This is a genomic window from Candidatus Tisiphia endosymbiont of Temnostethus pusillus (assembly GCF_964264675.1).
In the GTDB taxonomy this organism is placed as follows: domain Bacteria; phylum Pseudomonadota; class Alphaproteobacteria; order Rickettsiales; family Rickettsiaceae; genus Tisiphia.
This window is the reverse complement of the sequence record NZ_OZ183472.1, coordinates 1131045-1155104: the sequence shown is the minus strand read 5'-3', so window position 1 is coordinate 1155104 and position 24060 is coordinate 1131045. Positions and strand designations below refer to the sequence as shown.

General features: G+C 32.2%; 11 protein-coding genes. 3 read left to right on the top strand and 8 right to left on the bottom strand.

The features are described 5' to 3' along the window. Positions 1 to 37: 37 nt before the first annotated feature. The 7 genes from ACFEL2_RS05200 to ACFEL2_RS05170 form a co-directional block, all read right to left on the bottom strand. On the bottom strand, positions 38 to 2269 hold the full coding sequence (locus ACFEL2_RS05200; protein ID WP_375331683.1) for a tetratricopeptide repeat protein: 2232 nt from the start codon (positions 2267 to 2269) through the stop codon (positions 38 to 40). Continuing rightward, a complete protein-coding gene (locus ACFEL2_RS05195; RefSeq protein ID WP_375331682.1) occupies positions 2266 to 3636 on the bottom strand; it encodes a hypothetical protein in 1371 nt (456 codons plus the stop codon). Before ACFEL2_RS05195 ends, ACFEL2_RS05200 begins: the two co-directional genes overlap by 4 nt. Before the next feature lie 206 nt (positions 3637 to 3842). Beyond that, a complete protein-coding gene (locus ACFEL2_RS05190; RefSeq protein WP_341752314.1) occupies positions 3843 to 4229 on the bottom strand; it encodes a helix-turn-helix domain-containing protein in 387 nt (128 codons plus the stop codon). Positions 4230 to 4410: 181 nt separating this feature from the next. Beyond that, positions 4411 to 5109 (bottom strand): hypothetical protein, encoded by a 699-nt coding sequence (locus ACFEL2_RS05185; RefSeq protein ID WP_341751190.1) that lies wholly within the window; start codon positions 5107 to 5109, stop codon positions 4411 to 4413. A 240-nt stretch (positions 5110 to 5349) separates the two neighbouring features. Beyond that, complete coding sequence (locus tag ACFEL2_RS05180) at positions 5350 to 12918, bottom strand: MobA/MobL family protein (protein WP_375331681.1); 7569 nt, start codon at positions 12916 to 12918, stop codon at positions 5350 to 5352. A gap of 638 nt (positions 12919 to 13556) precedes the next feature. Further along, positions 13557 to 14267 carry a hypothetical protein gene (locus ACFEL2_RS05175; RefSeq protein ID WP_375331680.1) on the bottom strand — a complete coding sequence of 237 codons (711 nt, stop codon included), beginning with the start codon at positions 14265 to 14267 and terminating at the stop codon, positions 13557 to 13559. A gap of 397 nt (positions 14268 to 14664) precedes the next feature. After that, positions 14665 to 14937 (bottom strand): hypothetical protein, encoded by a 273-nt coding sequence (locus ACFEL2_RS05170; protein WP_375331679.1) that lies wholly within the window; start codon positions 14935 to 14937, stop codon positions 14665 to 14667. Positions 14938 to 15276: 339 nt separating this feature from the next. Here ACFEL2_RS05170 and ACFEL2_RS05165 point away from each other — a divergent pair, with 339 nt between their 5' ends. The 3 genes from ACFEL2_RS05165 (at position 15277) to ACFEL2_RS05155 (ending at position 22430) form a co-directional block, all read left to right on the top strand. Then, on the top strand, positions 15277 to 15402 hold the full coding sequence (locus ACFEL2_RS05165) for a hypothetical protein (RefSeq protein ID WP_341751187.1): 126 nt from the start codon (positions 15277 to 15279) through the stop codon (positions 15400 to 15402). 153 nt (positions 15403 to 15555) lie between these two features. Continuing rightward, positions 15556 to 20310 carry a tetratricopeptide repeat protein gene (locus tag ACFEL2_RS05160; protein ID WP_375331678.1) on the top strand — a complete coding sequence of 1585 codons (4755 nt, stop codon included), beginning with the start codon at positions 15556 to 15558 and terminating at the stop codon, positions 20308 to 20310. A 293-nt stretch (positions 20311 to 20603) separates the two neighbouring features. Next, positions 20604 to 22430: an AAA family ATPase gene (locus tag ACFEL2_RS05155; protein WP_341751185.1), complete on the top strand. Its 1827-nt coding sequence runs from the start codon at positions 20604 to 20606 to the stop codon at positions 22428 to 22430. Here the strand turns inward: ACFEL2_RS05155 and ACFEL2_RS05150 are convergent. Beyond that, positions 22427 to 24004 carry a recombinase family protein gene (locus tag ACFEL2_RS05150; protein ID WP_375331677.1) on the bottom strand — a complete coding sequence of 526 codons (1578 nt, stop codon included), beginning with the start codon at positions 24002 to 24004 and terminating at the stop codon, positions 22427 to 22429. The two genes, ACFEL2_RS05155 and ACFEL2_RS05150, sit on opposite strands and share 4 nt — an antisense overlap. Positions 24005 to 24060 lie beyond the last annotated feature (56 nt).

The following is a 24060-nucleotide window of genomic DNA, read 5'->3' as shown; positions in this document are numbered from 1 at the left end:
TTATTGTAGTACAAATAACTTCTACATCAAATTGTTATTAGTTTTTACACTTACTCAAAATATCTATACTTCTAAAGTGGTTTTCACCAAATTTTTCTATGAGTTGGGTGCTAAATTTTATATACCAAAATTTATTTGGTAAATTGCAAGTTGCTTTTGCTGCAGCCCAATACAGGTAGCTTACTTCATCGACATTTTTCATATTGTCCCGATAATTATTATAATATAATACTTCTGCTGAAGCATAGGATTCAGCTGCTTTCTCATTTTGACCAAGAGCCGCTAACGCATCTCCTTCAACAACAAAAGCTTTCGCCAAACGTAGGTCTTGTAATTCCGTAAGATTAGCATTTTTTTTAGTTGGATCATTAATGAATATATTTTTAGCTTTTTGAGCATATTCTAAAGCTTTCCTAATATTTCCTAATCCCAATTCTGCTCTTGACATCTCAGTAAAGATTCGACCAAATACTTCATGGTCTTCCTTTTTAGATGGCTTATGCATATCATATAACTTGTCAACTTGAGCATAGGCCTCTTTATATTGTCCAAGGATGTTTAACACCTCAGCTTTAAATAAATAAAGATGTGTAAGCAATAGATCATCTTGGTTTAATCCATTTTTTATACATGCCTCCATAGTTTTATTAGCTTGTTCTAATGACTCAAGATATTTTCCCTGTATAAAAAATAATCTAGCTTTAACAAAATACAGCATTGGTATATCTATTTTGTCAACAGAACCTTCATTAAACATCCGATCGATAATTTGAGTATTTTTCTCTACCTCTTGAATATCCCCTAATACAATATTAGACATTGCTAAATTGAAAAATACATTAAATTTTAAAGTGTTATATCCTTGTACGTTATCTAATACTTTTTTTGCTCTTACTAAATATTCAATCGCTGTCTTATTATCGGAACTTCTATAATATCCATATTGTCCATACTGTCCTATTATATGTAAATACGCTGCGTATACCCGCTTTTCATTATTGTTCATTAACCATAACTTGAATTTTCCATCCTGATCATTTTTATTAAACCAATTAATTAGTTCTGTTGCCTTATAGAAATCAAAAGAATTAATATATTTTATTATTAATTGTAAATTTAACTCCATAAGTTTATAAACATAAATATTGTATTTTTGTTCATTTTTTTTGATTATTTCAAGATTTTCAGACACTGTTTTTGCATTCCTAAAAATATGGGCTTTTACCACGCTACTTGGTATAGAGTTCATTAATTTAGTAACAATGTCTTCTAAAAAAGCTTTATTATTCTTATTTCCATTTATCTCCATTATCTTATTAGCAATAACATCATGCATTTCAAAAACAGGATTGGTTTCATTTGGATCGGTATTAGAAATTAAAGCAAATTTAGACAGTTGATAAATATCATCATCAATAGTATTCTTGTCATCAGTAATAATTCTTAGTAGATCCTTAGAAAAACCTTGGTTATTGATTAGTGCTATTTTATTTAGTAATTTTTTAGCATTTGGCTTTAATTCCTTAATTGCTAGAGTAATGTTTAATTTAATTTTATCAGCAGAATCTCGTATCCTCTTTTTATATTCTTCTTGGTTTAAACCCGGTACTTGGTTCAATAATTGTACCCCTTGTACTATAAGGATAGGGTAACCAACAAATTCTTGTGCTAGAAATTCTGCTGATTTTGGATTATTATTTTCTAAAATATTATTGGCAAGAGTAATAGCATCTTGCTTATCAAATGCTGTCATCTTAATTATACTGTGTAATCCCTCGCTATCTTGGGAAGCAAAAATAACATGACCATTATGTTCCCAATTAACAAATTCTTGTACCTTATGATTTTCTTTTATCTTTAAATTATCAAATATTAACAACCATTTATCCTTACTGGATAAATAAGCCATTAGTTCTTTTTTTACTAAGGTTATATCTTCTGATATTAGATTAGATTTAAAAGTGCTATTAATAGTTTTTGCTAGCTTCAACAATTCTTCATTAATATCTAAGTTACAGTCAATAAACCAAATAATATCATAATTCTGTTTGTTCTCATAAGAATACATTCTCGCAAGCTGAGTCTTCCCCATTCCACTAACACCTACTACACTGGCTTGTTCATATTTAGTTAAATTATTCTTGAGTAGAGTTAGTTGTTTGATGTGATTAATAAAATAAGTGACCGGTACAACAGAATTGGATACTTGGTCTTGAGCAAGTGAAATACTGGACATAACTAATATTATTATTAATATATATTTCTTCATTTTTTCTTTCTGATACTATTCGCATATTTAGTAAAATCTAACACTTGTTTTTGTACTGATTCATCTATTATTATAGGATAAGTAATTTCAACTATATTAGATTCGTCATCAGAAGATATACTGTACTTAAACTTATGCTCCTTTAGAGATTTGAATATTTTACGACAACTAAGTAGAAATACATCCATATATTCTAACACTATAGTTTCAGACAAATCCACCATTCTTTTTTCGTTTAAAGGAAAACTGTCATATTTAATAATAACTTTTTTGTTAGTAAAACTTATTTCCATTATTTTAGGAATTTCACTCTGCCTATCCATAAATTCCATTAAATTAAAAATAAGGCTAAAAATTAACTGATAAAAAACTTCGGTCGTACAATTAATATTAATTGTGTCTATATTAGTTTGTACCTTTAAGGCTATTGTAATGAAATAAGGAGAAAAATATTCTTCTAAATACTTAGTTAAATTTACTATATCTATTTTTTCAGGAGATGTATCGTATAAGCACATTGGAAATAAATAGTTACTTGGGGATATATTCTGAATTATTTTCTTATCACTTATACCCATTTCTTGCTTGATATACATCTCGGTTGCTTTTTTTATAAAGAGCTTCTTTAGTTTTTGATTAATTTTTTTGTTGCTCAACAATGTACTATTAATCTTTTTTTCTTCGTATAAATCATGCTCTAATATATAAAGTCTCTCTACCCTTCTTTTTTTTATTCTGAGGTAAACATACAAAAATAATGAGCAAATTAAAAAAGTCAAAACTACAGTTATAAAAGTATATTGGTACACTTTATTGTTGTTTAAAAGATAAAATTTAGAATTTTTGTTAATTCCTACTTTTATGGTCAAAACTGTGTTTAAATCAATTTGATAATCTTTTTTTACATTTAAATTTTTTTTATAGTCTAGACCAAATGCAACACTATAATCATTGATTATGATTGCATAACCTATGTAATGGGGAAATATTTTATTTAAATTATCCCTTAGTTCTTGTAAATCAAATATAAACTGCTCTGCTGAATTTTTAATAGAAATTGTATATGGTGTGGTTTTTATTGTATTTTCGCTTATAACATTATTTGTTCTTGAAAAATTTTTAAATAAAAAAAAGGTTTTATTATAGCTAGATTTGTTGAAGACTGTTGTCAAATCATGAGATAATAAACTACCAACACTATCTAAATAACCAGCAAGCATTAATTTTTCCTTTTCTTTTTGTAGATGTAAAAGGTAAATATAAAAACCAATATTAAAAAATAAAAAAACAATAATAGCAATAATGAACGATTTGAATTGCTGTATTAATTGTTGCATGATATTAGTTTGAACCAAACTTGTACTCAATATATCTATTGCTCTTCAAACTCAAACCTCATATAGATGGCAATAACATGTATTCATAATCTAGGCATATTTCCGTCTATATGCATTTAAAAATCATATCCGACTTAATTTTAACAAGATATACTAGTTGTTGTAAATCTTGTGTCTATTTATCGCTTTCTCTTATTCCATATCTTGTTTTTCAAGCACTATTATTAATTATAAGTTTATGATGTCTCAACTTCTTTAGTAATCAAAGATCGTATCAATGCATTAACAGCTTGCTGCTGCTCTGAACTACGAATTTTCATAAAATTCTTTGAAACCTCTATGTGCATATGCTGATTTTCAACAAATACTGGCTGTACAGTATCAGCATCTTCTAAGTCTTTATAAAAATACTCTATATTTTTATCTAGTGCTTTAGCAATAAGAACTAATCTACCTATTGATATTCTATTAATGCCTCTTTCGTATTTTTGTAACTGCTGTCCTGTTACTTCTAGTATATACGCCAGTTGTTGTCGTGACATCCCTTTAGCAAGTCTTAGAGAATAAATATTTTCTCCAATAAGTTGATCGATCTTACGTAAATAGTCATTTCTTCTTGCTATCATTTTTTTTACATTGATTATATCATATCTTAAAAGCCTTCATTATACTCTTCAAGTTTTCTAGATTATGCTACGATAAGTTACTTAACGTGTCAATAATTTAATTTATTATTATAAAAAGTAACCTTATTTTTTTCTTTGATATATAACTAATTTGTGGTTTGTCACAATTCTTCCAAATTTACAATCGTAATTGTGGTAAGGCTAAAAATAGCAACCCATCTTTAGTAAGTTGTTTAAAACCAAGTTTTCTATAATACTTATTTAGTGTTTCTCTTGCTTTTTTTTTATCTTGTTCAAGATCACCAAGTCTCATTTCTTCTTCCCATTTATTTTGGAGTGACTTATGCCAAAACTGTAATGGCATAGCATCTACTATTACTAAATCATTTCTTCTACTTATCGTATACAGACTGTTAGATATCAATGACTCACCGAATCTTCTACCTCTATATTCTGCTAATACTTCAACACGGTTAATTAAAATAATATTAGGCGTAATTTCTGGTAAATCTAGATCAAGTATGTTCTGCCATTTTTTAAAATATTTAGGCTTTATGTAAGAGGCATCTTCAAATAAACACATTAACCTTGCTACATTATCATCTATCATGTCAAGTATGTCTAAAGGTAATAGAGCATCTACCTTGTCTTCGTCATAATCCCGGTAACAATCGTAAAGAGAAAAACGGTAACCATGTAATTTACCAATTACTTTTTCCTCGCCCTCACTATCCTCATCCTCATATATTAAGTATAATAATTTACATTCAAATTCTTCAACATATTCTTTAAACTCACTAAAGCCTATGGGTGGAAAGCGGATAGTACATTCAAAGCTAGCATCTTCATCACAAATATTAATTCGTTGTGTATCCATAGTTTTCTACCTTCATACATTATTAATTTCTTAAGTCTTCCTATGTAACAATTGTGAAATTATTTAATCAATTTATTACTAAATATTCAAGAATAAAATGTAGTGCCGGATTTGATATCCACCAAAAGTTATATAGTGGTAACAATACTTGAAGAATTAGAAAGTGGAGAGAGCGGTAATGGCGTAAGGAATTCCTACTTATCCTGACGACTTAAAACAGCTTGCCAATACCCTACTAATTTACATCTTCATTACATTATCTTTTTCCCGTGTTAACTCTGATTGTTTTTGCTGCTCTAGCTGTTGTTTCTGTCTATATATCTTGGTTAGTCTTTTTTCTATTTCTGTATTCTTCAAATACGGACCAATTAGCTTATCATTCATCCTATATTCTAAATAAGATTTTACATCGTAAGTATTATTGTTAATTTTTATCATCCCATGTTCTTTAAGCTCTTGTATTTCAGGACTCAATTCTTTTAGTACATGTGCTTGACATTCTTTATATAATTGCCTTGTTAGCACAGCTACTTTCTTTGTATCTTTTATTCCTTCCACTAGCATTATTTCAAAATCAGTTCCGCTTATATAAGGTTGCATTTCCTTATTATTCATTAAGTCATTTAGATAATCTTGCACGGTCTTAAATTGTTTATTTTCTTTAATTAAGATCCCTTGTTTTTCTATTACCTTTAGATTTTGTTCAATTTGCTTCTTACAATGTTGCTGACTGAATTTAAACATTAATGGTGCTACTCTATCCTTTAGCTCCGAAGTATCTCGCTTTAATTCCTTAATTAATAATTCTTTTTCCCATAAATTGTGTTTTGCTATATATAAACTATCTCTTTTAATATTTTCTAATAAATCAGGTTGACAGTCATATACTCTCCTTTTATCATTGATACTCTCTCCTTCCATCTTTTCTGATACACGATAAGTTAAGTTCTGATATTCCTTACCTATCTTTAAACTTAAATCCCTCTCTTGCTCAAGTACATTAAGTAATCCATTAACTTCTTGTGATTCTTGCCGCTCCTTCTCTATTTTATTAAATTGCGGAATTACCCAACCTCTAAAACTATCGATCCGTATTTTATCTATCGCCTTTACCATATCGTCATATTTTAATGATTTTATTTGATGTTTTAGATCTTCTACATTTAACTTATCATTAAATTTCTGTATTTCATCTACCCTATCTTTATATACTTCAAGTACTATTTTTAATTCTCTATTTTTATCATCATTAATGCTAACAGTTTCTTTAAATGCTTGCTCTAAGCCTTTCTCCTCCCCTATCTTAATAATATCACTTAAACTACCTGCACTATATGTTTTTAGTTCTTCTAACTCTAAAGTCCATTTATTTACTAATTCATTATTTATCAATTCAGGGTTTTGTTCTTTATACTTTTCTACTATCTCCTCTATTCTTCTCTCATAACTATTATTCTTAGCCAGTGTTGTTTGAACTTTTTGCTGTAGTTTTTGTACGTAGGTTAGATCTTTTACTACTAAACTTTGCCACCATTTACTACTACAAAGACTATCATATATTTTACTAGATATTTTTACTTTATCATCATAGTCTAGTTTATTGCTTGCTTGACTTCTCGCCGGTCTTACTTGATAAGTTTTAATTTGCTCATATATTTTTTGCCTAGTGGCTTTTTGCTGAGCTTTAATTGTTCTACCTCCTATAGCACTTAATTGTTCTTGATGTAATAAGTTTACGTCCCTGACCATAATATGATATAGTTCTACCCTATCAGTACCATAAGATTCTAAACTTGTAATGTAAGATTGATAATGATCATCATCACCAAAACTACGACCACTACTGTCATAACTTAAAGCTCTTTGTTTTTGCTCGTACTCATGTTGCAGTTCTGCTATTAATTTTGGTAATTCTAGCCATTCCTTATCTTTGATTTTGCTATTTGCGGCTATAGCAACTAGTGTATCTCGGTATAGGCTATCTTGTACTCCTAAAAATTCATGTTTACTCCCATCTTTTTTGGTAGTTTCAGCATATTTCATGTAATAGTTAGCTTCTGATGAGGTAAGCTTCTCTTGCCAGCTGACTTCTTTTGCAGCTTCTTGTCTTATGTATTCTATGGCAAGGATAATACCGCTACTTCTAGCTTGCCACAATATTCTTTCTCCTATCGCTAGTTCTTTCTGTGGTAGTAATTGTTGTAGTCTTGCAGTCATAGACTGACTATAAGATAAGGAACTATTTTGCTGCTGACAATTTATGATAGCTTCCCTGATATTATCTATATTGCAACCTACTGGTAATTGGTCAGCCAAGTCCCATTTCTCTAGTAAGATGTCGGTATGGATAGTACCATTAAACTCTAGTTGACTTGGGTCAATGATAGTTACATTGCCAATATGACCATTAGCCTTATTAATCATGTGGCATATTGTTCTAGCCGCTTTGATGCCGGCTTGATCATGATCAGGCCAAATAACTACTCTTCTACCTCGCAATTGCTGCCAATTTGCTTTATCTGCCGAATTACTACCACCCAACCAAGATACTACAATATATTCGGGCAGTAATTCTTGGGCTTTATCACAGGTCTTCTCACCTTCCACTATTAATATAGTAGTATTTAATTTACTCTTTTGCTCATCTGTTATTTTCTCTATATGATAGATCGGTTTATAACCATTATCACTAAAACCCTTTAACCGCCAAGCTTCTTTATTTAATGATTCATTTTGGCAATAGCTCACTGGTAGTACTTGCTTCGTTCCATCTTGGTTACTTATCAGTCTAACCGTTAAACCTATTAGCTGGCTCTTATCATTTCTGTAATAATAGATGCCTGCAATAGTATTACTTTTCAGCATACCAGCCAAGTGAATATTAGGATCGAATTTAGGTGCAGATTCAGAGACGTAAGGCTGTGCATACCATTCATTGATTAAGTGTGTCACTATCTTTTCATGTCCATCACTTTCTTGTAGTTGCTTATTGCTGCTGTAGTTATCATTATGATAATTATTTGCTCTAGCCCTAATACCAGATATCAAGGCTACTTGCTCTAATGCTTCTAATTTGCTGCAGTTAAGAGCCTTCTGAACAAAAGAAAATATATTGCCTCCCTCTCCAGTACTATGACGAATCCATAATCCTTTCCTTAAATTCATACTCAAACTGCCAAGGCTAATCTCAGCACCACTCCTTTTAAAATTTTTGCCATCACTATTAATCCTTCTAGCATAGCTTTCAAAAATATTACGATAATTATATTCACTCAAACTTTGGATAACTTCATTAAAGTCTAATCTCTCATTCCTAGCTGCATTAATGCTATCATATTTGTTAGTTTCTAGTCTAACTTTACCTTCTCTTGCTTCCTCTATTTTGTTGCTAGTTATTTCTTTCTGATCTTCACCTTGAATATCAGCTGAGATGGATATGGCTAATTTAGCTAGTTCTGCATCATTAATATAGTTATAATATTCATAAATAAGCCCTTGTAGATCATCTTCTTTTGCTAGTGCCGCCAAATTTTCTATAGTTAGTTTTCCCTCTTTTTGTAAAAGGTAAAGCTGATCCAAAAAGCTCTGTTCATATTTATTAGGCAAACTATCAGTTAACGACATTATTTCTGCTGATAAGCTCTCAAGTAACTTCGGATAGTTTCCTGCTGTTAGTTTATTTTGTAGTTCTTGTACTTTAATTGCACCTTGCTCATAATTTCTGAACCTTTTAGCTATGACCTCAAAATTGTTAATAGCATCTTTCCGACGCTGGCTAATACCCAAAATGTTACCAAAGCCAATACCTCTAAAATTACCCAGTAATTTAGGATTTTTCTTTACTTTAGAAATGGTATCTGCTAATTGCTCATACCGGCATTCTACTAACAAATCTTGCCATTTCTGCAGTATTTTTGATACAGGAGTTTTATATATACGACTTAAGAATTCAGGGAATAATTTTTCCCGATAAGTAATTATTTCTGCTAGTTCTTTTTTTATCTCTTGATGCTCTATACTAGTCTTTTCTAATAGTTCAGTTCTCTCTTTTAGTAACAGCTTGGTTTCAGTAATAAATTCATTGAGATTAGCCAAATTAGTGGTAAAGATATTTATCAAGTTTGTATTATTTAAGGAGTCGGTACTATCATTTTGGGTGGAATGCAAACCATGATAAATCTCCATCATTTGTCCCCAATGATTATTTGTAATTAATGTTGCTCCTTGATTGATGTTGTTCAAGAAGTATTTATAAGTTGAATAGCCGGCATGTTTTTGGATTGTCTGATAATTTAAATTAAGCTGGATAAGTCTATCACCCATCCTTACTTGATCCTTAACATCGCTACCTCCTGCGTCTTTAATACTGACACTACCATGATAATTATCACAAATAATTTTAGCATGTTTTTGCAACTTCGCCTTTGCTTCTTGTAGTTCCTTATAGATAGTTTCTAGTTCCTCCCTATCATACTCTGACAGATATTGCCAAATAAGCTGATTACGCTTCTCTTTTGATAATGTTGCCCATAATATTTTTTTACTATTGGTGTCTTTACTATCAATCTTTTCATCAACCTCTCTATTAAATATTAAATCATACGGGTCTATAATAATTTCTCTAACATTCTGTATCTCGACATTAGCACTTTGCTTAAATAGCATACATAGTCCAACTAGTTTAATAGGCATTTCTCGACGCTCTCGCCATTCTTGCATCTTACCACGTAAATCAAATACTTCTCGTCTAGAGTCTAAATAATTCTTAATTACTTGTTGATTAGGGGTTAAATTATCAAGCTTACGGTAATCAATTGCTAAATTATTATCTACTCTTCTACTGATCCCTAACATTAAACCAATATACCAAGTAGGTATTTCTTCCCTAACTAACTTTGAATCTTTTCCACCTGATACCTTATAGGTATATGATTCTATACTAAACCGTTCCCGTCCTTTTGCCGCATCTTCTTCCACTCTTCTATAAACTATATCTTCTAATACATCTCTAGCTCCATACAGTTTTACCTCATATCTAAACCTACTCATCAACACGTTAAATGCTTCATAACCCATAATAGCTTCATGGTATATTTTCATATAGTCCACTGTCTCACCTTCTAGCTTATATCCAGTAACTGCATAACCATATTGAAATTGAACAGGATATAGTGGGTCAGATGTATCAATCTTGACTATCTTCTTACTGCCATCTGCTTTATGTACTAGCAATTGCACGCAGCCATGACCAAAATTATCAGGCCTATTAAAATCTATAACTGTTGCTACCTCGCCATTTAGTACTCCATTAAACCCCTTATATTCTGCCTTGTTACTGGTAAAAACTATTTGCTCACCTCGCAGCAATTCTATCATCTCATGACCAGATTTAAAATTACCACTCAGTCCCTTTAAAATACCAGCATGTTTTAACTTCTCTCTAACTTGTATGTTAAAATAATTCACAGCCACATTAGTATAAGCACCTATTACTATCGACCTAATCGACACTAAATCATCTCTAGCTAAATTCTTGGCTTGCTCTAAATACTCATTAATATAATCTGTTACTAACGCTTCTTTAGTTACTTGTACATTGTCATAAATATTCAATACTCCAAGCCCTTGATAAATCTCTAATGCTTTTTCTATCTTATAAAGACCCATTAGCTTGGTAGCTTCCCTTTGTAGTCTCATAGTCCAGTCGTCTTGGTGTTTATGACGCATCACTTCAGTTAATGTACTTACCTTTGCAACAGTACAAATCTTCTTAAAAGCCCCAGCCATACCAACTGCAGCAAACTGATTATTATCACCCACTATTATCGCTTTTGACCCTGACTTTAATACTGTACTTAGTAAATAGTCCATATTTGCCAACTCGACCATATTAGCTTCATCTATGATTAATATGGTCTTATCATCTAACTCTCCACTAATATTTTTATACAAACTCAAACTAGTCTCTATTCTGCCTTGATGTTGATATTCTATTTCCTTATAATAATCAGAACGCAGCATTAACTCAAACGTTTGTTCCTTAGCTTCTTGCCATTCTTTACGCAGTAGTGCTGTATTCTTTGATTCAATACCCGTACTACTTGCTAGAACTTGTGCAGCGGTACTACTTGGGGCTGTTCCTATTACCCTGTAACCCGCCTTGTTATATTGACATACTATCTCCCGCATGACAAAAGTCTTACCAGTTCCAGGATATCCTTCTAATACGCTGATATCTTTACCATTGACAATTTCTCTTACTGCCTTACGTTGCTCATTTGTTAAAGGCTTGCATTGTTTATCAATTAACTCTATCTTTAGCCCTGTTTTGTTGTTTACTATTTCCTGCACAGCAATACCAACTTGTCGAATAGTGGCAATTAATTTCTTCCCTATAGAAATCTTATCTATTGCTCTATCATCAATAGACAGATTATGTTTCTCACTATGCTGTAACTCCTCTACTATCCCAATAAATCTTTGCTCTAACTCTACCCTTTTGGTTAATGCGTATAAGGTACGACCTTTTAAATCACTAGGATTTATTAAACTAATCTTATCAGACGCCAGCAATTTACTATAGAGCAACATAAATTCAGTAGAATATTCTTGATTCAATAGTTCTATATCTGATAATACTGGACTATTATTATCAGTAACACTATTATCACTGCTATTGTCAACGCTACTAATAGTAGCAATATTAATAGTATCTTCCGTACTAGGTACGCCGCTATCTTGCTTACTACTAGGCTCTGTTACAATAGTTGTATCTATAGCAATATCTTCCTGAATATTCTCTTGTACTAATTGCTTGCTTAGCTCTCTTAAATTTTGTTGAAATTTTTGCTTATCAATACTACCATTTGCACTATTTCCCATTTGTTTTTCTGCTTGACCTAGCTCCAAATCTATAGCTAACGTATCGGCTAATGCTATAGCAATTTCTTCCTTAGTAAAAACTGGCTTGTTAATTGATAATTTCTGAAAAACTAATTCTATATCTTCTCTAATCTTGGTAGCATTTTCTTTTAGTATTTGTTCATTTATTAACCTTAATTTTGAGTCTTGTATATAATGTGCTGTTCCTTCATGGATAGTCGGTATTAAATCAATTCCTCTTGCTTTATGCGATAAATGTGATACCTTAGCTAAATGACCATATTTTTCTAAATATTGGTTGATGAAATAGGCTACATTTTCTCGATAATAATATAAAAAATTTCTTCTTCCCCAATCACGTCCTTTTTCACCAAAAATTACTTCACCATTTTCTAAACGTAGTAGTTTTCTAGTAGTCATCTGAATGTGGACATGAGGATTATTTGGATTGTCATAATGAATGTTTATATCTGCTATCATGCCATGGCTAACTAGGCACTCAGAAGCAAAGTGTTCGGTCAGTTCAGTATTCTGTTGTTGAGTTAATTCTTTTGGTAAGGCTATGGTTAGCTTTCTAGCGGTTTCAGCATTTTTTCTTGTTTCGCTACTTTCTGCTCTATTCCATAATTCTTGTCTATCATACACCCAACTAGGAGAACCCTCTGGGGCTAGAATTACGCTATGAACAAGTCCTTTCTTGCTGCTAAAATTATAGGTAACAGTACGTTTTTCTCCTGTTTTACGGTCAGTTGTAAAAAACTGCAATTTACTTCTTGAAATATAGCTACTTGCTGCAACTGCATTTTGTCCTTTGCTTCTTCGTACTTCTGATTTATTACAGTGACATATTGCCATTGCTATTACCGCTATAAGCTGTAAGTTTTGGGTAATAGCAATGACAAGAACCGAATCTTTGAGCGCAGGCAAACTAGGTTTACCTAGTTTGCCCAAGTGCGGGTAGAGGGATTTCAAAAGCAAATGCTAAAACCTAACTTGTAACTACATAGTTTATTTTATTGGCAAGCTTTATATAGGCAGCAGAATGCTCCTTAAGTGGGTTATTTAGGTAAGGTAGGTGGGTGAAGAAAAGAGAGGTAAAAAAAGAAAATGGTTTATCTAAAAAATAGCTATAGGTGGAAAATATTAATTGATTGTAAAATAAACGAACTATATAAATTTAAGGAAAAGTAGCTATAATTTTATTGAACTGGTAGTAAGTTAAAAATATTACAAATTACTTTATTAAAAGTAATTTGTAATAATAACTGCAAGCGTGAAAATGGGTTAGGAAATTTAATAAAAATACTTCTTTATTTAAAAAGGCAAAAATTACAGATATATTGGAAATATTTAATGTTTTTGTAATAATATAAACTGCTTGACAAGGTAGATTGAACTTGTACAAGACTCCTTTTGAGTTGGTTATTTTAGATTTTTTATCTGAAATTTGCTAAGGTAAGTAAGATCGGTAATAAAACCAATAAATTTAGATTTCAGTTAGTCTTCAGGAAAATAACAATACAAGACTAACTGAAAAAGTAGTGGAATCTATATCTAGTTTATATTTATTCTATGTAGTTATTATAAGTCTCAGTTAATAACTCTAATAGTTTATGATAATTAGAATTCATATCATATTTTTCGTGGTCATAAAAACTTAACATTATTTTGCTGACAATCTTTTTATTCTTTAAACTTTTTACAAGCTCCTCTGCCTCATTATGATACAACAAAGTGCCATTAAGCGTTATTTCGGTTAGAGTACTATTAAGTTCTAAAGCTTTACAAAGTTTAAAACTCCCACTAGGACCAATATGATTATTATCGAGATGTATTCGCTTGAGAGTCCTATTATTTGCTAAAAATTTGGCTAGTATGTCTGCTCCTAGATCGTTAATATAATTATCTGCAAGGTTCATTTCGTCCAAAGTATTATTACTCTTTAACACTGGGACAAGGTGACTTACTCCTTCACAGCTAATATTGTTGTTGCTTAAATCTATTGTGGTTACTATATTGTTGTTTTGCAAAAACTTCGCAACTATCTTTGCTCCTTCATCGTCAATGTTACTATTACGAAGATTTATGTGAGTTAGCGTTTTATTATTTTCTAAAGCATTTTCCAAAGCTATGTTAAGTAGATTGATATGTGCAAGGTTTATTTTGTCTAAATTATTAATCAGTTTTAACACAGCTTGTTCTAGTTCAAAAGAAATATCACTTGTTAATTTATCTTGTTTATTATTTTGTTGTTGATTTTCAATATCACTCGACATAGAATTAACTCCTGTTTTTTGACTATAAACAATAGACACTGAGGTTAGATTTAAAAATTTTGCGATTCTTTGCTTCTAACCTCGGTGCTTGAACACCACACCACGTGGGTCACTACTAATATACTACCCTAATCACTAGTAGAGTCCAGAGAAGTTTTAGCACCTAGAGTATTTTTTTTGAAATTCGATAGAACAGCGGTAAAACGGAGACAGTGGGTAAATTTATTGTTATAGTTAGGGGCTAATTATTTTAGATTTTTTATCTGAACTTTGTTAAGTAAGTAGAATTGGCAATGACGTTAATAATACCAAGAAATCAAATTTTCAGTTAGTCTTTAAGAAAATAACAATATCAAGACTAACTGAAAAAGTAGAGAAATCTATATCTAGTTTATATTTATTCTATGTAGTTATCTCTTAAAGCCTCGATTAATAACTCTGATAGTTTAGGATAATTAGAATTAATATCATATTTTTCGTGGTCATAAAAACTTAACATTATTTTGCTGACAATCTTTTTATTCTTTAAACTTTTTACAAGCTCCTCTGCCTCATTATGATACAACAAAGTGCCATTAAGCGTTATTTCGGTTAGAGTACTATTAAGTTCTAAAGCTTTACAAAGTTTAAAACTCCCACTAGGACCAATATAATTATTATTGAATGCCAATTAAGAGCTCAATCTGAGTTTTAACAAAAAGAAAGCAACCGATAATTTCCCAAATACATGAATCATCAAACCATTTTTTACTTACATCTAGACCTATTATTTTACTCATGATATAATCTATTTCGTATTATTGTGCAAGGCTGCTGCTTCCAGCACCTTCTGCAATTTGTTCAAAGCAAACTTAACGATAAGAGGGTACTTATTCTATGCTCGATTCTCTCAATCTAGATCTAAAGATATAAGTTATTAAGCTCTATATTAGCACATAAAATAGCTAGGGATGAAATAAATAAGATACTAGGTAGAAACATCAAATATGAAAGTGACGTTGAATTTAATATGAGTGCAAATGCTGTCACAGTACCAATAAGCTCAACAAGTTTATTGGTTAATTTAGCAGAGAATACAGAAGATATAGAAGTACTACCGAAATTAATGGGAGCAGCTCATTCTAATATTGAGTGATAAATATAGAGATAAAGAAGCTATGGGCATTTGAGCTTATTTTACTAAAGTTCTAGAGAATTATTTGCATACAGGTTAAATATGGACTCTCAAAGTTCAAATGCCCCTATTGATGAGCCTATTATATTTTTAACTAAATAAGCTAGGTGTAAAATGTCAAAAAATTCTAGAATAAACTCTGAATATCTTTACAGTGAAGGAGATATTGATAGCTACGTTAATAATGTCATCAGATACGGTCTTGGGGGATTCAAAAATGAACATAAATTTCTTCTTAACAACAAATTCGGGACAGAAAACAATCCTTGTTACGTTCTATATTCGGGAGCTATAGATAGTGTCGGCAAGCTTCCATTAGATTTTTTCTTTGATAAATCAAAACAACCTGCTCCTGAGCCTAAGAAGAGAGATGATCGGAAGGATGTCTTTGATGAATTAATGCCAGTAATGTTATTAGAAGAAAATTGTAAAGCCAAAATATTATTTCCTTATAACATAACTAATATCCACTGGCTTACTGGAGAAATTATTATTGATAAGAAATGCGATAATGTCTCAGTGGTAATATACACTCACAATCCTTACGGTGGTGGCAAGTTATCACAGGAAAATTTTGCTGTACTCAATACCGCTTTACAAAAGAGAATAGAAGAAAGTGGTTTGCAGGTAATATCAATAACCACCCAACCAAGTCCTTTTTCCAATGCAAGACAAACTATGTCAGATGATACATCTTGCGGCATAATTGTTGCTGATGAACTCATAAAAAGGATAACCGATAGCAGCCTTAACATATCATCACCTTATCCGCAAGGTGCAGAACAGTTACGTTTGTCACAGCTTACTTTTCTACAGGAGAAACTTGGAGAAGAAGATCGGGTTTATCAGCTCTTTAAAGAACGAGTGACACTTAGAAAGACTGACATTGACTTAGAGGACACATCTACACTCCCTATACAAGAGATTCCAGTACTAACAATAGAGCAAACAAGAGAGAAAGTACAACAGATAGTAAGTGCGAAAGATACAAGTGACATAGATAAAATTGCCCAATTAAAACAAATAGAGGTAGGACATTATAAACCATTTATTCGACAACTAGCTTATAAGAAAACTCAAGAAGAGCTAAAGGATTTAGTAATAGTCCTGACAGATTTAGGGTATTTAACCACCAAACTAGGAGAGTTAAGTGGTGAGCTGAAATATTACAACGAGGCTGCAGTATTCTGCCAATATGTTATTACTATACTAGATGAAAAGCTAAGTGCTGAGAGTAAAAATGCATTTATCAAACAAGAACTGGTAGACCCATATCAACAATTAGCCGACATACAACAGCTAATATTCTCAGCAATTGGTGGAGACAAAGAGAAAATGCCTGTTGTTATGGAAGAAGCAGTGAGTAATAAACTTCTATTATACAAATTGCGACTCAGAGCTGATCTAAATATGGAAATGATAGAAAAAAATTATCAACAAAAGGCAAATGCTGATAACCAAGAAGAAAAACAAAAGTATCAGGAATTATATATAAAAACTGCAAGAGAATTGTTTGAAGACACTGCTAATATAATGCAAAAGTTTTTGGCTAAATTATACAGTGATAGTGAAAAGACACTAACTATACCACCACCTTGTAAATATGCAGTCATAGGACTTGGTTCGATGGCATTGCAGCAAATGACGCCATATTCAGATTTAGAATTTGCTATTCTTACCGATAATGAGGATTACCAACAAAGTGATGATCCTAAGGTTAGGGAGTATTTCAAAAACCTAAGCCACTTGGTAAATTTTAAGGTAATCAATTTAGGAGAAAGCATAATTCCAACTAATAGATATGGTTTAGATATGAGCCACTTAGTACATAGGGCAGTAAACTTGGATTTAGGAGGGAAAACCCCACTTGGCAGAATAGATCAGGATAAAGAATATGATTTAGTACAAACAGTAGATGGGATGATGACTTATGTACGTAATGAGCAACATTGGGCAAGCCATATAGATAAAAATCTGCCGCATATATTAGAAAAAGTTTGCTATGTGTATGGTGATAAACAAATAGTACAAAATTATCAAAACAACGTAACGGAGTTTTTAAACAAAAATGTAGACGACTCACAAGATAAATTAAATTGTCAGATAAGAGCCTTGAAGTTACTAGAGGAAGGTACGGTAGAAATTGACTATCTTTCACAAACATCTAGTTTTAAATCTAAAGAAAGTGTATTTAAAGGTGATTTAGATAAATTCAAACCTAACTTAGATGATGCAAAAGGCAGATTATTTGATGTTAAACAGGAAATTTATAGGTTGCCTGATCGGATGGTGTACAATCTTGGTTTATATTATGGTATAATAGAGGACAGTAGCTGGGATACGGTAGATAAATTAGCAAGTACAGGAGTGATCAGTGTAGAAGCAGCAAGCAATCTAAAGAACGCGATAACTTTTGCTACTACTTTAAGACTAAAGACCTATCTGCACCATCAAGCTCAAATAGAAGATATGTCGATATTTGCTAAACCTGCTGAAAATGAATCGGCAATTAAAGAGCAAGCAAAACAAATATTCCATTTACCTGAAGACGATCTACAAGAAGACGGTGGATTGTTTCAATATTTTTATACTGCCCTACCATTGCATAGCAGACTACAGGATTTCTGTGACCAATATGAAGAATTAGATGAAACAAGCAAACAACAATTCTTTCAGCAAGATAATTTTTATGAAAATAATCTAGGCAATCAAGGGCTTGTCCATTACAGATTGTTGCAATATAAAGCAGCACAAAGCAAATTAGAAGAGGCATTAAAAACACCATTAAGTCAAAATAATTTACAAAGGCATTTAAGTTTAATGGATATGTTAGGAACTGCTTATGATGTTATGGGGCAATATGATCAGGCGATTGGGAAGTATCAGGAAAGCCTAAAGATCAAGAAACTCATCTATAAAGATGAACCCCACCCAGATATTGCGGATTCTTTAAATAATTTAGGAGCTGTTTATTATGCTAAGGGGCAATATGATCAGGCGATTGAGAAGTATCAGGAAAGTCTAGAAATGATGAAACTCATCTATAAAGATGAACCCCACCCAGCTATTGCTATGTCTTTAAATAACCTAGGAAATGCTTATGCGGCTGAAGAGCAATATGATCAGGCGATTGAGAAGTATCAGGAAAGTTTAGAAATGAGGAAACTCATCTATAAAGATGAACCCCACCCAAATATTGCGAATTCTTTAAATAACCTAGGAGTTGCTTATTATAATAAGGGGCAATATGATCAGGCGATTGAGAAGTATCAGGAAAGTCTAGAAATGAGGAAACTCATCTATAAAGATGAACCCCACCCAGATATTGCGGATTCTTTAAATAATTTAGGAGCTGTTTATTATGCTAAGGGGCAATATGATCAGGCGATTGAGAAGTATCAGGAAAGCCTAAAGATAAATAAACTCATCTATAAAGATGAACCCCACCCAGCTATTGCGGCTTCTTTAAATAATTTAGGAGAAGCTTATAGAAATAAAGGGCAATATGATCAGGCGATTGAGAAGTATCAGGAAAGCCTAAAGATAAATAAACTCATCTATAAAGATGAACCCCACCTAGATATTGCGGATTCTTTAAATAACCTAGGGTTAGCTTATCAAGCTAAGGGGCAATATGATCAGGCGATTGAGAAGTATCAGGAAAGCCTAAAGATAAAGAAACTCATCTATAAAGATGAACCCCACCCAGATATTGCGGATTCTTTAAATAACCTAGGAATTGCTTATGCGGCTGAAGAGCAATATGATCAGGCGATTGAGAAGTATCAGGAAAGTCTAGAAATGATGAAACTCATCTATAAAGATGAACCCCACCCAGATATTGCGGGTTCTTTAAATAACCTAGGATTAGCTTATGACTCTAAGGGGCAATATGATCAGGCGATCGAGAAGTATCAGGAAAGTCTAGAAATGAGGAAACTCATCTATAAAGATGAACCCCACCCAGCTATTGCGGCTTCTTTAAATAACCTAGGAAATGCTTATGACTCTAAGGGGCAATATGATCAGGCGATTGAGAAGTATCAGGAAAGTCTAAAGATAAAGAAACTCATCTATAAAGATGAACCCCACCTAGATATTGCGGGTTCTTTAAATAACCTAGGAAATGCTTATGACTCTAAGGGGCAATATGATCAGGCGATTGAGAAGTATCAGGAAAGTTTAGAAATGAGGAAACTCATCTATAAAGATGAACCCCACCTAGATATTGCGGATTCTTTAAATAACCTAGGAGTTGCTTATTATAATAAGGGGCAATATGATCAGGCGATTGAGTATCATCAGAAAAGTCTAGAAATGAGGAAACTCATCTATAAAGATGAACCCCACCCAGATATTACTATGTCTTTATATAACCTAGGAATTGCTTATGCGGATAAGGGGCAATATGATCAGGCGATTGAGAAGTATCAGGAAAGCCTAAAAGATGAACCCCACCCTAGGAATACTTCGATGCATATGGCACATTACACAGGTAACAAAGAAGATATTAAGTTATTATTGCAGTATGGAGCTGAGATTAATGCCAAAAATGATGAAGGCAAGACACCTGTACACTGTTTATTAGATAGAAAAAATATTACCTCAGAAACTAAGCTGGAAATAATAAAAGAATTTCGTCAACTATATGATATGACAATTAAGGATAAAGCTAACAAAACAGTGATAGATTATGCTACAGAACATTGTCCTGAACTATTGTCATTACTTTCTAATAGTGTTGAGGTAACTGTTGATTCATCCGCAACTAACCCCAGTACTAGCACTAATGATAATATTGACATAGATGTGAACTTGCTTGCTGATATTGATTTATCTAAAACAAATCAGGATTTACCTAGTCCTTGAATAATTATTGAAAATCCTAAATTTTATAGAATGAAAATGTTTGGAATAATATAATTAATAAAGAAAACGAATTAATATCTAAAAATATAATAATACCTAAAATGAGAGTCCACCTCTATTAGGTGCAGAAGGACATACAAATTAATTAATTTTGACTAGAGTGCAAAAGTTAAGGCTTGATTTTCAATATTGAGAAAAAATAGTATGATTAGCAAAAATTTTGCTAATTGCTATTAGTGTACAATAAAAAAGGTGTATAATGGTATTATAGTTAGTAGAGAACAGTAAAAACAATGACAGAAAAAAAGAATAAAAATAATATTAATTATCAACCAAAGATGTTTGTTGGCACTGATGACTTTAAAACGTTATTATTAAACAGCGATGTATTTGTTGACAAAAGCCTAATGATCAAAGAATTGCTAGAGGATAATGGAGCGGTGACTCTAATTACTCGACCAAGACGTTGGGGAAAGAGCTTGAACATGGATATGATTAGGAGATTCTTTGAAATAGAAATAGATGAGCATGGCAATCCCTTATCATTAGAGCATCAGAACAATATCAAATTATTTACAGGTGGAGAAATAGATTTAGGACTTGCAACTGGTAGAAAAAAATTACTTCAAAAGCTCAAAATAGCTGAGTATCCATATATTATTTTGGAATATCAAGGTCAATTCCCCGTAATATTCATCACCTTTAAAAGCGTGGAAGGTTCAAGCTATCACGATATTGAACAAGGTGTAAAAAGCCAGTTACGGAAATTATTTCAGTCACATAGATATTTAGCTAATAGTGATAAGCTTGCAGCAGATGAACGTGCAGATTTCAATCGCTATTTATTTGAGGAAGTAACTCTAGACAATATCAAAAATAGTTTGGCTATTTTAAGCCACTTGCTATACAAACATTACAATAAAAAGCCTTGGGTATTGATTGATGAATATGATACGCCCATTAATAGTGCTTACCGGTGGTTTGGTACTAATGAGGCAGAATTTCAGAAAGTGTTAGAAATTTTTCGTGGCATCATGAAATCTACCTTTAAAAAGGAAACTGGCGATCAAGAATTACCAATTGAACGGGGAGTTATTACAGGAATTTTACGGATTGCTAAAGCTGAGTTGTTTTCCGGGCTAAATAATGTTAGTGAATATAGTTTATTAGATAAGAAATTTGCGATGAGTTATGGATTTACCCAGACAGAAATGGATGAGTTGTTAACTAAAGTGCCACTTACTACTAGTCCAGAAAAAATTAAGAGTTGGTATAATGGTTATAAATTTGGTGGTGAGATTATCTATAATCCTTGGTCAATCATGCGGTGTTTAGCGAGTGAAGGTGAGCTTGATTATTATTGGATTGACAGTGGAGGAACTGGCTGGATTGATAATGTCTTGTTGTCGGATGAGATGCAACAGGATATTCAGCTATTAGCTGCTGGCAGGGCTATTATTGCTCCTATTATGAAACAGATAAGTTTTGCTGATATTAGTTCGCGTTCAGGTTTGTTTAGCTTATTATTATTTAGTGGTTATTTGAATCCTACTGCTGTTGAACCGACAAGAAATATTTTTGAATTAGCGGCTCCAAATGAAGAAGTAAAATTTATTTATGAAACTCGATTACTACAATGGCTTGGCAAACAATTACAAATGGATAGCTCATTATATTATCCGCTAATGAGCTTACTGCCAGCTGGTAAAATAGAGGAGTTTAAACAAAGAATGCAGGAGTTGCTGCACAGTAGCACTAGTTTTCATCAGGTAGGGGAGAAAAAGGCAGAGTTATTTTATAGTGGCTTTATGCTAGGGATTGTTAATATGCTAGCACCGAGCTATATAATATCAAGTGAGCAAGAATCAGGTGATGGACGCCCTGATGTAATCATGATCCCCAAGGTTGGTAAAGGGGATAAGGCAATTATTATTGAGTATAAAATAGCTAAAAATGCAGAAGATTTAGCCTCAGTAGCTAAAATGGGCTTAAAGCAGATTATAGATAAACAATATGATATAAAAATAAGACAGTATCAATATGTTAAGCAAATACTCAAAATCTCTATGGCTTTCTGCGGTAAGAATATGGAACTACAATACCAAGTTAATGAACCCTAATAATAGAGTGTAATGGCTTGAATAACCAGTAATTTTATGTCTGTTGTGGTTCTGAAATTGTCCACTACGCCCCGCCATTCGGTACAAGTTGTCGTTTTTTCAAAAATATCGAACGGGAAACGTAGAGAGGTCTCAAGTTTTTTGCCCCTTAGTTTGAGGTTCTGAAATACGAAATTTATCATTTTGCGTTTTTGGGGCATTTCAGAACCTTTAAAAGTTTCATAGGCTTCAGATGCTAGAGTTATTAGCGTTGTAGCGGTATCAGTAAATTTATCGTCTGCTTCCTCATAAACTTTAATTAAACGAGCAATTTCATATTGGCGATCTTTTAATTGTTGTTTTTTTCTTTGAAATTCTTCTGTGCTAAGTTCTCCATTGAGTCGCAAATCTATTAATGAATTTAATCTATTCTCATTTTCGGTATGTTCTTTCTTTAAAGCAGCTGTTGCTTGCCCATGCTCATCTTTCTTTAGCTCATTTGTGTTTTTTAAATAGGCTAGAGTCTCTTTTAGCATTTCTGGGTCTCTTATACCTATTCTTTTAAAAACCTCTTCTACCTGCTTTAAAACCTCATCTTCTCTTACATAAATCTTTTTGTTTGGATTCTTTGAATCCCATGTACCTAAATAAGTCCATTCGTCCACTTTGCCATCTGAATATGTTTTGCTGTGAGTTTCAGCTGTTACAACTTTACCAGTTACTGCACAGGTGATTAATCCTCTAAAAAGAAAATCCTTACCACCATATTTAAAAGGCTTCTTCTTCCACCCTAAACGTACATCTTTACATGCCATAAAAGTCTCTTTTGTTATAATTGCTTGGTAACCATGTGACCACATCTCTCCTTTTACTCTCATTTCACCGTAATAAAATGGTTGTTGGATCATTCGATGCACTACTGTTTTATTGACGTAGCAATTGTTTTTGCTTCTAAGACCAAGCTCCTTAGCTTTTTCAGTCAAATAATTAAGAGTATACATTCCTGTTGCATATTCTTCAAAGAGTTTTTTTATGATAGAACCTCTTACAGGATCGAGAATTACTATACTGTTTCCTCTTTCATCTCGACTATTTAGGTAACCAAGAGGGGCTGGTCCTATCCACTCTCCTTTACGCAATTTATGATCTAGGCTTCTTTTAACGTTATCACTTAAACTATCAACGTAAGATTGTGCCATCAATACGTTCATCCCCCACATTAGCTTTGCATGAGACTGAGAATCTTTATCTATTATGTAACCTTCTGTTCTAAAATGTAATTCTATCTTACCAGCTTTTATTGGTTCTTCTAGTAATGAAATTTCTGAGATTCTTCTTTGTACTCGATCTACTTTATCAGCAACTATAGCAATTGTTTCTCTATGGCTTTTAGCAAATTTGATCATCTTTTTAAATTGTTTGCGATCACCTCTGCTTGAAGATTCGATAATTTCAAAAGTTTCGATAACTTCAAGATTTTTACGTTGGCAATATTCTACTAATCTATATTTTTGAGCTTCAATTGAATACCCTTCTTCTTGCTCCCTTGTTGAAACACGAACTAAAATTATTGATTTTGTTGCTTTGTCTGGCATATTTTTCCCTTTGATAAAAGTATTATGCATTCAGAGATAGATTAAATACTGGACGA